Origin of the sequence: Dyella sp. (assembly GCF_035486915.1) — a bacterium.
Taxonomy (GTDB): Bacteria; Pseudomonadota; Gammaproteobacteria; order Xanthomonadales; family Rhodanobacteraceae; genus Dyella_B.
Genome location: NZ_DATHMR010000048.1, coordinates 1 through 12,940 on the forward strand (window position 1 = coordinate 1; position 12,940 = coordinate 12,940).

Below are 12,940 nucleotides of genomic sequence, written 5' to 3' on the forward strand. Positions count from 1 at the left end.
TGGAACCCCTTCCAGCTAAACCAGATCATGAAGGCTTTGCCGACCAGGTTCTGCTCCGGCAGACACCCCCACCAACGGCTGTCTTCGCTGTTCTCACGGTCATCGCCCATCACGATGTAGCAGTTCTGCGGCACCACCGACGGGACACGCGAATTGGGAATGGGCGGCGTCGGGCCACGCGTAGGCATGCGTGCTATCAAGTGGTTGACCGAGCCCAACTGCTCGGTCCAGATCGTCGCGTTGTTGTACAGCAGCTCGTTGTCCTCGGCGCGATTCGGGTTGCCCTTGAAGGGACCAGTCTCCGTATCGACAACCGGCTTGCCATTGATCACGATCTGACTGTCGTGAACTTCGATCGTGTCGCCTGGCAGGCCAATAACGCGCTTGATCCAATTCTGGCTGGCAATGGGCGCATGCGGATCTGTGCAGGAGATATCGCCACTGCGAATCGTATTGCCGTTCTCGTCCTGACAGATGTAACCGGGAAACCTGAATACGACGACGTCGCCACGCTTGGGCTCACCAAAGCCAACAACCTTGTTGTTGAACGCCGGCAGGCGCAACCCATACGCGAACTTGTTGACCAGGATGAAATCACCGACGTCCAGCGTCGGCATCATCGAACCGGACGGAATGCGAAACGGCTCGGCGATGAAAGAACGCAGCAAAAGCACGACAAAGATGACCGGGAACAGCGAACGCGCCCAATCCACGGCAGCGGGATCACGGTAGTCCTCACGCGCCGCATCGAAGCGTGCTTTGCGCTTCTTGTAGAGAAACAGGCGATCAAGGCCCCACACGACACCAAAGACGACGGTGAGTGCGAGCAAAATTGCCGAAAAATCAAAATCCATGCGATGACTCCATAGCCCGATGCTATTTGTCTACCTTAAGGACGGCGAGGAAAGCTTCCTGCGGAATCTCAACCCGACCGACCTGCTTCATGCGTTTCTTGCCTTCTTTCTGCTTCTCAAGAAGCTTCTTCTTGCGGCTCACGTCGCCGCCATAGCATTTGGCCAAGACGTTCTTGCGCAGCGCTTTCACGGTCGAGCGTGCGATGACCTGCGCGCCAATGGCCGCCTGGATGGCCACGTCGAACTGCTGACGTGGAATCAGGTCCTTCATGCGCTCGACCAAATCACGGCCACGGCGATCGGCATGACTGCGATGGACGATCAGGCTTAACGCATCAACGCGATCGCCATTGATCAGCACGTCCACGCGTACAAACGGACCTGCGTCAAAGCGCTCGAGGTGATAATCCATCGACGCATAGCCACGCGAGACGGACTTGAGTTTGTCGAAGAAATCGAGCACGACTTCCGCGAGTGGAAGCTCGTAGCTGATTTGCACCTGCGTGGCGAGATACTGAATCGAGCGCTGCACGCCACGCTTTTCTTCGCATAACGTGATGATGTTGCCGATGTAATCGGGTGGCGTAAGGATGTTGGCAACGATGATCGGCTCGCGAATTTCCTGGATTTGCGGTGAGGCTGGAAGACGGGCCGGATTGTCCAGCTCCATGATCGAGCCGTCGGTTTTCAGGATCTCGTAAACCACCGTCGGCGCGGTCGTGATCAGATTCAGATCGTATTCGCGCTCCAGACGTTCCTGCACGATCTCCATATGCAGCATGCCAAGGAAGCCGCAACGGAATCCGAAGCCCATGGCCTCGGAGCTTTCGGGCTCGAAGAACAGCGCAGCATCGTTGAGGCGCAACTTGTCGAGCGCTTCGCGCAGCGCCGGATAGTCGTCGGCAGACACCGGAAACAGACCCGCGAAGACGCGCGGCTGCATGGTCTGGAAACCGGGCAACGGGTGCGCCGCCGGTTTGGATGCCGATGTGAGCGTGTCGCCCACAGGCGCGCCATGCACATCCTTGATGGCCGCCGTGATCCAGCCCACTTCGCCCGAGGAAAGTTTTTCGAGCTTCTTGCGCTTGGGTGTGAAGACGCCTACTTCGCTGACTTCGTGCGTGCGGCCGGTGGACATCACCAGCAGCTTGTCGCCGGGCTTGATGTCGCCCTGCATGATGCGCACGAGCGAAACGACTCCGAGGTAGTTGTCGAACCACGAATCGATGATCAATGCCTGCAGGCGATCGGTATCGCCGGGCTTCGGCGGCGGAATGCGGGCCACGATGGCCTCAAGCACTTCGATCACGTTCTCGCCCGTCTTGGCGCTTACGGCCACGGCATCGTCTGCGTGAATGCCGATAACCGCCTCGATCTCACCTTTCACTTTTTCAGGATCGGCGGTCGGCAAGTCGATCTTGTTGAGCACGGGCACCACTTCCAGCCCCTGCTCCACTGCCGTGTAGCAGTTGGCAACCGACTGCGCTTCCACGCCCTGCGCCGCATCGACAACCAGCAATGCACCTTCGCAGGCGGCGAGCGAACGACTTACTTCATAGGAGAAGTCGACGTGACCGGGCGTGTCGATGAAATTGAGTTGATAGGTCTTGCCGTTGCGCGCCTTGTACGGCAACGACACGGACTGCGCCTTGATGGTGATGCCGCGCTCGCGCTCGATTGGGTTGCTGTCCAGCACCTGGGCTTCCATCTCACGCTCGGCCAGTCCGCCGCAAATCTGAATGATGCGGTCGGCAAGCGTCGACTTGCCGTGATCGATGTGGGCGATGATGGAGAAATTGCGGATCAGTTCCATGGAGTACGCTGTCAGCTTCACCGCCGCGCGCGATGCACAGGCAGCCTATCACCGGGATGGCGACATTAGCCGCGCATTATCGCATGGAATGCGACGCAGGGCGGTACGAGTTAGTCCGCAAATTCAAAGGCCTGCTTGTTAAAGCAGGCCTTTGGGGGTTCTATCACTCGTCTTTGTCGGCAGGAACCGTCAGCGCGACGAAATTGGTGGCGTCGCCCCTGCGCACGAGAAGCAGCACCGTGTCTCCCGGCTTCACGCCTGCCGTGGCGGCCTTGTAGGCCTCCACACTGCCGACCTTCTTTTGATTCACCATCAAGATCACATCACCCGGCTGCAAACCCGCCTGGGACGCAACCGGACCGGTGACGTCGGATATGCCCACGCCCTCACCTGCCTTCAGGCCCAGCTGGCTGCGTGCGGACTGATCCAGGCTTTGCACGCTCAGGCCAAGTGCATCGGCACCTGCAGAAGGTGCCGATGGCGTCCCGACAGACGAACGGGCGCTCGCGTCGCGCGACATGGTGCCAACGGTGACGTTGACCGTTTTGTCCTGACCATTGCGATAGACCTCGACCGGCACCGTGCTACCAGGCTTGGTCATCGCGACCATCGGCGGCAGATCCGAACCTTGTTCAACCGGATGACCATTGAACGCGAGAATGACGTCACCCGCCTGCAAACCGGCCTTCGCTGCGGCACTTTGCGGCGAAACGCTTACGACGATGGCACCCCTCGAACTACCAAGCTTGAGCGCCTTGACCACGTCGTCGTCCACCGGTTTAACCATCACGCCTAGCTGGCCGCGCGTCACATAGCCCTGGGTTTTCAGCTGCTCCACGGCGTTCATCGCCACATCGATCGGAATCGAGAAAGCGATGCCCTGATAACCGCCAGTGTCCGAATAGATCTGCGAATTCACGCCAACGACCTGACCCTGCAGGTTGAACAACGGGCCACCGGAATTGCCGCGATTGATCGGCACGTCGGTTTGAATGAACGACGTGTCGGGCTGATCCTGATTGCCCATGGTTCGACCCACCGCGCTGACAATGCCCTGCGTCACCGTGAAATCGAACCCAAAGGGCGAACCGATCGCCAACACCCACTGACCCGGCTTCAGCAAACGCGAATCGCCAATGGTCACCGTCGGCAGATTTCCGCCCGCATCGACTTTAAGCAACGCGATGTCGTAGGTGGGATCGGTACCGACCACTTTCGCCGTAAGCGTGCGACGATCCTGCAGGCGAACCGTCACAGTATCGGCATGATCGACGACGTGATTGTTGGTGAGGATGTAACCATCGCTCGAAATGATGAAACCCGAACCCAGCGACGTATGCGCCTGGTCTTCGGGCGAGGGCATCATGGGCATGCCGAAGAACCGGCGGAAAAGCTCGGCCTGAGGATCGTCCTGCCCTTGCGTCGGATCAGCCCCCTTGGGGCGGCGGCCGGAATATTTGGCCTCGACATGGACGACAGCGGCTGCGTTTTTCTGCACGATGCCGGTGAAATCGGGCAATCCACCAACAGGGGCGGCGGTTTGTGCGAAAGCTAGACCGGGTCCTGTAAGACCCAGGGCTAGAGCGCAACACAGCAGGCTGGTGGCAAAACGGGGTTGATTCATTGATTCCTCCTCAGTTCCGGACGCCCTTACCCGTTCCAGGGTAAGGGATGGAACGGGAGGACAATTTAAGAAAACAGGAAGCGCTTGCGGCCGTTGCCGGAAACGGCAGGGTTAATGCCCTGCTGTCGCCTGACGGGCCGGGCTTTGCGTCGCAACCTTGGCCTGCGGCGTGTCAATCAGCAGCAAATAACTGCCGTCCTGATTGTTGAGGGCCTTGTAGCCCTTGATGGAATAGCCCTGCCCGGTGATCGGATAGCGCTGAAACAGCAGATTGTCCGACGGATCCGACAATGTGGCCGAGGCTTGCTGGCTCAAGCTGGAAGCCGAGTAGGCGCTCAGCGAGGGCGGCACGGCAGACAGCACGCTGCTGGTTGAGCGCTGCACGTCGGCAACAGCTCGCGGCGCGGCTTGCGGAGCCGTATTAACCGATGCCAGATGCGTCGAATGACCGGAATCCCGAGCGGTCGGCTGCGAAACCATCAACGCTGCGACTGCAACGCTGGCGGCAATCGCGCCGCCGACGGAAAGGCGCAACCAATCGCGACGATGCGGAGCGATCTCAGAAGAAACCGCCTGCTCGTCTTCGATGAGCTGCATGACCCGCGTTGCAAAGCCGGAACCCGCCAGGGATGGCAGTTGCTGGCGCAGGCTATCGCCTACTACGTGGTAGCGAGTCCAGACTTGCAACAGCGAAGAATCGTGATCGAGCCTGCGCAACAAAAAGCGCAACTCTTCCTTGGACAGCTCGCCGTCCATTGCCGCAGAGAGATTTTCCATGTTCGGATCACTCATGACATTCAATCCTCGCGGTCAGTAAGCAACGGCCGCAACTTCTCATCGATCGCCTCGCGTGCCCGGAAAATGCGCGAACGCACCGTTCCGATCGGGCAGCCCATAGATTCGGCAATCTCTTCATAGCTGAGGCCTTCCACTTCACGCAAGGTGATAGCGGTCCGCAGCTCCTCGGGCAAAGCTTGGACAGTGGCAAATACGGTTTGTTCAATTTCTTGCCGCATTAATTCGCGTTCGGGGGTGGCCCCCTCCTGCATGCGGTCGGCGCCGGGCACGTAAACGGCATCTTCGACCGCAATATCGTCCGTTGGAGGGCGCCGGCCCATGGCTACGAGGTGGTTTTTTGCCGTGTTGACCGCAATTTTGTACATCCAAGTATAGAAAGCACTCTCGCCCCGGAACGAGCCTATGGCTCGCCAGGCCCGGACAAATGCCTCCTGCGCCACGTCCTCACATTCGGCGTAGTTGTGGATATAGCGGGAAATGAGACCAATGACTTTGTGCTGGTACTTGCGAACCAGCAAGTCGAAAGCGCGCTTGTCCCCGTTTTGTACACGCTCAACCAGCGCACTATCGAGTTCGTTATCGCCCATCCGGGCTGTCTCCTTCGTTACCGCGCCATACCCGGGATGCCGTCCATTCGGATGGGTGATCTGCTCAGACCGGCGGTGTGCCCACAAGTTCAGCCCGAACCGATAGCTTATCGGTCGATTCTAAGATAGGGACGTTCTACCAGCGCTCAAGCCAGCACGCGGTCCTCGATGCCGGATAGCAAACGCTCACGCTCGCTCAGCAAACGTTCGAAACTGCTTTGGGGCAACGGTCGGCAGAACAAGTAACCCTGCAATTCATCGCAATTATTGGTGCGAAGGAACTGCAGATGCTGTTCGATCTCCACGCCTTCGGCCACCACGCCACGCTTCAACCGGTGCGCCATTTCGATGGTCGCGCGGACAATCGCCTCGTCATCCGGGTCGACGCCGATGTTGCGCACGAAGCTTTGGTCGATCTTGATGCGATCGGCCGGCAGCTTGCGCAGATAGTCCAGGGAGGCCGCGCCCGTACCGAAATCGTCGATGGCGATGTGGCAACCCAGACGATGCAGTTTCTGCATATTTTCCATCAGGTTCGGGGCCGCCTTGATGCTGATGCTTTCGGTCACCTCTAGCTCGAGTAGCCCAGGTTCGAGCCCCGTCTCCTGCAACACGTCCGCGACGACTTCGGAAAGATCGGGCTGCATCAACTGCACGGCGGAAAGATTGACCCCCAGCCGCAGGCGTAAACCGAAACGGTCCTCCCAGATCTTCGCCTGTTTGCACGCCGTGCGCAGAACCCACTCGCCGATCGACACGATGAGTCCTGTTTCCTCGGCCAAAGGAATGAAAAAGCCGGGACCGATATTGCCGAGTTCGGGATGTTCCCAACGGAGCAACGCTTCCATGCCCACGATGTCTTCGCTGGTGGCGTTGATCTGCGGCTGATAGAAGACACGTAGCTCGCCATTGGCTTCCGCGTGGCGAAGCCGTGCCTTCAATGCTGCGTTCTGTTGTTCCTGCGCGGGGCTGACGTCGTACACGCGATAGTTGTTGCGGCCCATGCTCTTGGCCGCGTACATCGCCTCGTCGGCATGCTTGAGCAAAGTTTCCGCGTCGGGCGCATCCTCCGGGAAGAAACTGATACCGATGGAAGCGGTAACTTGTATCTCCGGACCGTCTTCCAGGTGAAGCGGTGCGTCCATCAATTGCACGATCTTGTCGGCGACGCGCATCACATCATCGGTCTTCACGATATGTCGCAGTACGATGGTGAATTCATCGCCGGCATAACGCGCGACGGTATCGGATGCGCGAACACTGCTGCGAAGGCGCTGTGTCACGGCGACCAGAACCTGATCGCCTACTGCGTGGCCAAGCGTATCGTTGATGAATTTGAAACGGTCCAGGTCGACAAACAGCACTGCAAACGTTTCACCGGTTCGATTGGCTTCGCGAATGATGGTGTCGAGGCGGTCGTTGAACAACAGACGGTTGGGCAATCCCGTCAGCGCGTCCAACAAACCTTCCGCACGTCCCTGTTCGCGCGTACGACGCAACTCGAGCATGTGTGCGAAATGGGCTGCCGAGCAGTGAAGCACTGGCTCGAGAATTTCCGGTTCGGCGAAGGGATTGCGACTGCCCGCGAGCAACGCGCCGAGCACATTGCGTCGCTCGTCCAGCAGTGGCAAGCCGACAAATCCGCGCAGACCCAGTTGGCCAATCAATGGGTCGACATCCGCAAGCCGCCGCGCATCGTGCGGATGCATGAGCGTGCGACCACCCAGCACGAGTCGCAACGAACTCTGCAGTTGCGGTCCGGGCCAAACCTGCTCGTCACCACGCCAGCGCTGCACGACCTGCACCGGAACGCTGCTTTCCTCCGGCCGCGCCGACCATACGGCGAGGTAATCCATGCCCATGTCATCGAGCAGCAACTGAGCGGTGTCTTTGATCCCCGCATCGTCGTGACTACCGCTGAATAAGCGCGCCAGCAAGGTCAATGCAACCGCCGGGCGTACACCGGCAAGATCGCTACGGAACTGCAAGGCAATCAATTCGCGACCGTTCTGCTGTACACGGCGCGCGCTTGCTTCACCCGTGTCATGTCCTCTGATCGACTTGCGTTGGGCTGCGAGCCAGCGGCGGTCAGCGTCAGCAAATGCCTTGTCCATGCTGACGCTTTCAAAAGACAGCACTTCGCTCAAGCCAAGATTGGTCAACACGCTGTTGGCCAATCCGCTATGACGCATGTAAGCCGGGCTCGCCTCGACAACGCGCTGCGCCAGAGGATCGATGATGAGCCAGTCACCATCGCCGTCTTCAAAGACAAACCGGTAATCGCCCCCCGATGGACGTGCAGGCGATGCAATGACTGCCTTGCTGGCTGGCTTTTCTTCTGCTGCTTCTGGCTTGTCGCCTTGCAGCTGATGCCAACGCGAAATCAGTTCCGCGCCCACTTGCGATGCGTAAAGCCAGCCACTTACCACCGCGGGCAATTGCGTAGGTTTGATGGTCGCATCATCGATCAGCACGGCAAGAATGGGCGCGTCCGTACAGGGCGGCAGCAAACGCAACTGCTCGCACAACGTCAAACTCGAACGACCATCGCCGTCGAAGGCCACAACGATCAAAGCGAGCGGTTCGCGCCCTTCCAGCAAAATGGCGGCGTGCGTGGTATCGCGCGCCGAATGAATCGGTGGATGCCCTTGAGCGTCGAGTACATCAAATAGCTCACGGCGCAGCTCGCGCTCCGAGGCGACCAGCAAGATGCCTCCATTGAATACCGGCGCGGTCACAGCAGCCAGCGCCCGTCGCGCAAACGCGGACGTTGAGCAGCTTGAGGGGTACTGCTCAGACGCACGGCGACATCGTCTAGGCTCGCCGTCAATGCGGGCGCGGCATCGAGAAGCACAACACGCCGAACATGTCCTGCCGGTGCGCGCGCGAGCTGGCGAAGCAAGGTGCTATCCATGGCGGACATCGGCAACGGAAAACGCTCAAACAGGTACACACCGAAGTGAATGCTCTGCTGTACATATCGCAATGCATTACCCAATCGTTGCGAACCGGGTATGCGCGCATGATGCGCTTCGCGCAAGTTCGCCATGCCGCTTTCATGTTGCCAGACGTAAACAGACTGACCGTTGTTGCGGGAAATGGCGCGAAATTGTTCGATCAGCGACGCACTATCCTCGTGCTCGAGCACGACCAATCCACCGGGCGCGGTGAGAATGCGCTCGTAGATCTCGCTGCCGGCAAGCGGCGAAGGAGCCAGAAGGGAAGCCATAGTGCCCGAGGTGAGTTATCGCCCCTCTAGCGTCACCCGCCCTTGAGCTAAGCGCAATAGTCAAAATGCTGTGACGTGACGCACGCTACACCCTGATTGCGGCAGTGCGGCAAGCCAGCGTCAGCGTCTCGCAATCATCGCTACGGGACGGTATGGTGAGGACTTCTCATGGCCATACCCCTACCCCTATGTTCGAAGGACTGCGTTTCAATCATTGGAAAACGAGCCTGGACGACAGCGGCATCGTCACTCTTACCCTTGACCGCGCCAACAGCAGCGTCAATGCCATTTCCCGCGAGGTATTGGACGAACTGGGCCAGATCGTCGAACGACTGGCTATCGAAAAGCCCGCTGGCGTCATCATCCATTCGGCCAAGTCGAATGGTTTTGCCGTAGGGGCGGACATCAAAGAGTTCGTCGAATACGCCAAGCGCGGGACGGTGCAGGAAAATATCGAGAACGGTCAGCGGGTTTACGAATCGCTGGCACGCCTTCCCTGCCCGACCGTGGCAGCCGTTCACGGCGCTTGCATGGGTGGCGGGACGGAACTCATTCTGGCCTGCCGCCAGCGCATTGCCACCGACGACGACAAGACACGCATCGGATTGCCCGAAGTGATGCTGGGCATCCATCCCGGCTGGGGTGGATCGGCTCGCCTACCTCGGCTGATCGGCGCGCCGGAGGCGCTCCCCATCATGCTCACAGGTAAGGCGCTCTCCGCGCGGCGCGCCAAGAGCCTGGGCGTGGTCGACCGGTTGACTCGCCCAGAGGAATTGCTGGCTGAAGCACGCGCATTGCTGCGCCACCCGCACGCCCGTCCCTTTGCCCAGCGCGCCACCGCATGGGCAACCAACACGTGGCTGGCGCGGCAGATCCTTGCGCCTATGGTGATCAAACAAACGGCGGCCAAGGTGCGCAAGGAACATTACCCTGCCCCTTTCGCGCTCATCGATGTGTGGAAGCGCGGCGGCAGCAGCATCCAGCAACGCCTGAAACTCGAAGCACGTTCTGTCGCGAAGCTTGCGGAAACGCCGACTGCGCACAACCTCATCCGCATCTTCTTCCTGCAGGAACGACTCAAAGGCCAGGGCAGCGGTATTGATCCGGATATTCGCCATGTGCACGTTGTCGGCGCGGGGGTCATGGGTGGCGACATTGCGGCGTGGGCTGCATTCAAGGGTTTCGATGTCACCCTGCAAGATCGCGAGATGAAATTTATCCAGCCTGCGCTGGATCGCGCACAGGCGCTTTACGAGAAGAAACTCAAAACGCCGGAAAAGATAGAACAGACGCGCAAGCGACTGCGCGCCGACGTCGAAGGCAAAGGCGTGGCGGAAGCGGACCTTGCCATCGAAGCGATCTTTGAAAACGCCGAGGCAAAAGAGGCGTTGTACGCGACGATCGAACCCCAATTTACGGGCGATGAAATTCTCGCGACCAATACGTCTTCCATTCCCTTGGATGAGCTACGCAAGGGACTGAAATCTCCAAAACGTTTTCTCGGATTGCATTTCTTCAACCCTGTTGCGCAAATGCCGCTGGTCGAAGTCGTGCGTCACGACGAACTCGACCCGGCCATCGAAAAGCGCGCGCTGGCGTTTTGCAAAGCGATTGGAAAATTGCCCGTTGCCGTGAAGGGAACGCCTGGCTTTCTAGTCAATCGCATCTTGATGCCGTACCTCCTCGAAGCGCTGCGCCTTTACAACGAAGGCGTACCGGGCCCGGTGTTGGATAAACAAGCCAAGGCGTTCGGCATGCCCATGGGCCCGATCGAACTGGCTGATACGGTTGGCCTGGACGTCTGCGCCTCCGTCGGTAAGGAGCTGGCGCCGTTCCTTGGGCTGGAGCTTCCGCCCGGCCTCGAAGAGAAACTGGAAGCCGGCAAGCGCGGCAAGAAAGACGGTCAAGGTCTCTATGCGTGGCACGACGGCAAGCCGCAAAAACCCGACGTCGATGCCGATTACACGCCGCCGCCGGATCTACAAGATCGCATGATTCTCTCAATGGTGAACGAAGCCGTTGCCTGCCTGGGAGACGGCGTGGTCGACGATGCCGATCTACTCGACGCCGGCGTGATCTTCGGTACGGGCTTTGCCCCCTTCCGTGGTGGCCCGATCCAATACGTACGCAGCGAAGGTGTGGACACCATCCGCCAGAAACTCGAGACGCTGTCAAAACGCTACGGCGAGCGTTTCACACCAAAGAACGGTTGGGACCACCCTGCCCTGAAACAAGGCGGATTCGACCTCCCAACGAACAACTAATGCCGCATAGATGAAGAAGGCGCCGCACGGCGCCTTCTTTCACTCACCACATCAGATCGTCCGGAACGCCATCTTCCCCGACTCCGCCACTGGCAGAAGGATCGACCAGTAACGCGACGAGATGGGGATCGATCGCACGAATCTGTTCGGCAGTCGATTGTGTGACCAGCACATAACGTCCGGCGTTCTGGATAACGCCCAGCTTGCCGGCATTGAGTTCGGTGAGTTGCGTCGCGTCAACGTACAGGCGACGAATCTTCCCACCGTACTCGAAATGGCGCACCTGATCGGCATCGGCCTTATTCAGCGCGCTTCCTTCGAGTAGCTGCTGGACCTTGGCCTTGCGCTCGCGCTTCAGTCGCGCCTGTTCGGCGGCTTCCTGTTCGGCGCGCTTGCGCTCGTTGGCTTCCGTTTGCGCGCGCATGGCGTAAGCCTTGGCCAAGTCCATCTCTTCCTGCGTACGCGCAGGCCTGGGCTTGTGATGCTGCGGCTTACCTTTACCGAACGGAGCGCCCTGCTTGACGGCAGGTTGTTGCTGACGCTTCTCGTCCTTGAGCTGTTTGACGATGCCGCTCTTGAGCAGCTGATCTCGCAGTGAGTCGACCATGATCAAATCCGATATTGCGTGATGCGTTTCAGTAATGCGGGGGCGGCGGTTCGCTGTGCGCGTCGTGACCTTGACCGGTTCGTACCGTCGCAAGTTCACTACGCAGGTCGCGAATCATGCGCTCGAGCGTCGCAATCCTTAGGGACTGGTCGGCATCGGCTGCAACGAGTGCCTGCACGGCATCATCGATGAAAGCGAGCTTCACTTCCAACTCGGTGATGCGCAGTTCGTAATCGCTCATGGTTGCTCGGCACGCAAAATACTACGGCCACGACCCATGCCGTAATAAGCCAACCCGGCTTCTTCGACCACCGCCGGCTCATAAAGATTGCGTCCGTCAAAAATGACCGGCTCCTTCAACGCCGCACGAATGCGTGCAAAGTCCGGACTGCGGAAGGCCTTCCATTCCGTAATGATCGCCAGCGCATCGGCACCGTCCAATGCCTGGTACGCACTGTCGCACAAGACCAGATCGTTACGATCGCCATACACACGATGCGTTTCGTGACGCGCTTGTGGATCGTAAGCCCGTACCTTGGCCCCCGCTTCCCAGAGCGCTTCCATCAGACGACGGCTGGACGCTTCACGCATGTCGTCCGTGTTGGGCTTGAACGCAAGACCCCACAAGGCAATTGTGCGGCCATGCACATCGCCGTTGAAATAGTGCGAGATAAATTCGAACAGTTTGGCCTTCTGATCGTGGTTAACCGCTTCCACGGCACCAAGCAAACGCGCCTGATAGCCCACACTGCGCGCCGTGCGCTCGAGCGCCTGCACATCCTTGGGAAAACACGAGCCGCCGTAACCGGCGCCTGGATAAATGAAGTGATAGCCAATGCGCGGATCGGACCCGATACCCTGGCGCACAAGCTCAACATCCGCACCTACGCGCTCAGCAATATTGGCGATTTCATTCATGAAACTGATCTTGGTGGCCAGCATCGCATTGGCCGCATACTTGGTCAGCTCCGCGGAACGCACATCCATCACCACGGTACGGTCGTGGTTGCGATTGAAAGGCGCGTACAACTTCCGCAGCACGCCGGTTGCACGCTCGCTGGAACTGCCAATCACAATGCGATCCGGACGCAAGCAATCTTCGACCGCGTCGCCTTCTTTCAGGAATTCGGGATTGGACATCACGTCGAATTCCACCTGCGCGCC

At 59.2% G+C, this 12,940-nt stretch carries 11 protein-coding genes; 1 reads left to right on the top strand and 10 read right to left on the bottom strand.

Annotation, left to right across the window (positions count from 1 at the left end; all coding sequences use genetic code 11):
• The 7 genes from lepB to VK725_RS04515 all read right to left on the bottom strand — a co-directional run.
• Positions 1–854 (bottom strand): signal peptidase I (gene lepB / locus VK725_RS04485; RefSeq protein WP_325316857.1); only part of this gene is annotated, 854 nt, incomplete at its 3' end.
• Positions 855–876: 22 nt separating this feature from the next.
• Entirely contained in the window at positions 877–2,667 is a 1,791-nt protein-coding gene (gene lepA / locus VK725_RS04490) for a translation elongation factor 4 (protein ID WP_414648448.1), read from the bottom strand.
• A gap of 163 nt (positions 2,668–2,830) precedes the next feature.
• Positions 2,831–4,291, bottom strand: a complete 1,461-nt coding sequence (locus tag VK725_RS04495; RefSeq protein ID WP_325316858.1) for a Do family serine endopeptidase — start codon at positions 4,289–4,291, stop codon at positions 2,831–2,833.
• Positions 4,292–4,402: 111 nt separating this feature from the next.
• On the bottom strand, positions 4,403–5,083 hold the full coding sequence (locus tag VK725_RS04500) for a sigma-E factor negative regulatory protein (protein ID WP_325316859.1): 681 nt from the start codon (positions 5,081–5,083) through the stop codon (positions 4,403–4,405).
• Positions 5,084–5,088: 5 nt separating this feature from the next.
• A complete protein-coding gene (rpoE, locus tag VK725_RS04505) occupies positions 5,089–5,676 on the bottom strand; it encodes an RNA polymerase sigma factor RpoE (protein WP_325316860.1) in 588 nt (195 codons plus the stop codon).
• Positions 5,677–5,822: 146 nt separating this feature from the next.
• Positions 5,823–8,384: a putative bifunctional diguanylate cyclase/phosphodiesterase gene (locus VK725_RS04510; protein WP_325316861.1), complete on the bottom strand. Its 2,562-nt coding sequence runs from the start codon at positions 8,382–8,384 to the stop codon at positions 5,823–5,825.
• A 26-nt stretch (positions 8,385–8,410) separates the two neighbouring features.
• A complete protein-coding gene (locus tag VK725_RS04515; protein WP_325316862.1) occupies positions 8,411–8,905 on the bottom strand; it encodes a hypothetical protein in 495 nt (164 codons plus the stop codon).
• 188 nt (positions 8,906–9,093) lie between these two features.
• Between VK725_RS04515 and VK725_RS04520 the strand changes: the two genes are divergently transcribed.
• Positions 9,094–11,169, top strand: a complete 2,076-nt coding sequence (locus VK725_RS04520) for a 3-hydroxyacyl-CoA dehydrogenase NAD-binding domain-containing protein (protein WP_325316863.1) — start codon at positions 9,094–9,096, stop codon at positions 11,167–11,169.
• Between the two features lie 43 nt (positions 11,170–11,212).
• Here the strand turns inward: VK725_RS04520 and VK725_RS04525 are convergent, their stop codons facing one another.
• The 3 genes from VK725_RS04525 to VK725_RS04535 all read right to left on the bottom strand — a co-directional run.
• On the bottom strand, positions 11,213–11,776 hold the full coding sequence (locus VK725_RS04525; protein ID WP_325316864.1) for a DUF2058 domain-containing protein: 564 nt from the start codon (positions 11,774–11,776) through the stop codon (positions 11,213–11,215).
• Positions 11,777–11,804: 28 nt separating this feature from the next.
• The gene (locus VK725_RS04530) at positions 11,805–12,017 is read right to left on the bottom strand and encodes a SlyX family protein (RefSeq protein WP_325316865.1); all 213 of its coding nucleotides are present in this window, start codon (positions 12,015–12,017) and stop codon (positions 11,805–11,807) included.
• Positions 12,014–12,940: UDP-glucose/GDP-mannose dehydrogenase family protein (locus tag VK725_RS04535; RefSeq protein WP_325316866.1), on the bottom strand; the 927-nt coding region annotated here is incomplete at its 5' end. The genes VK725_RS04535 and VK725_RS04530, both read right to left, overlap by 4 nt.

Coding starts and splice junctions, on each gene's coding strand:
- VK725_RS04500 (WP_325316859.1), bottom strand. CDS start 5,083: ATGAGTGATCCGAACATGGAAAATCTCTCTGCGGCAATGGACGGCGAG.
- lepA (WP_414648448.1), bottom strand. CDS start 2,667: ATGGAACTGATCCGCAATTTCTCCATCATCGCCCACATCGATCACGGC.
- VK725_RS04495 (WP_325316858.1), bottom strand. CDS start 4,291: ATGAATCAACCCCGTTTTGCCACCAGCCTGCTGTGTTGCGCTCTAGCC.
- VK725_RS04515 (WP_325316862.1), bottom strand. CDS start 8,905: ATGGCTTCCCTTCTGGCTCCTTCGCCGCTTGCCGGCAGCGAGATCTAC.
- VK725_RS04525 (WP_325316864.1), bottom strand. CDS start 11,776: ATGGTCGACTCACTGCGAGATCAGCTGCTCAAGAGCGGCATCGTCAAA.
- VK725_RS04530 (WP_325316865.1), bottom strand. CDS start 12,017: ATGAGCGATTACGAACTGCGCATCACCGAGTTGGAAGTGAAGCTCGCT.
- rpoE (WP_325316860.1), bottom strand. CDS start 5,676: ATGGGCGATAACGAACTCGATAGTGCGCTGGTTGAGCGTGTACAAAAC.
- VK725_RS04520 (WP_325316863.1), top strand. CDS start 9,094: ATGTTCGAAGGACTGCGTTTCAATCATTGGAAAACGAGCCTGGACGAC.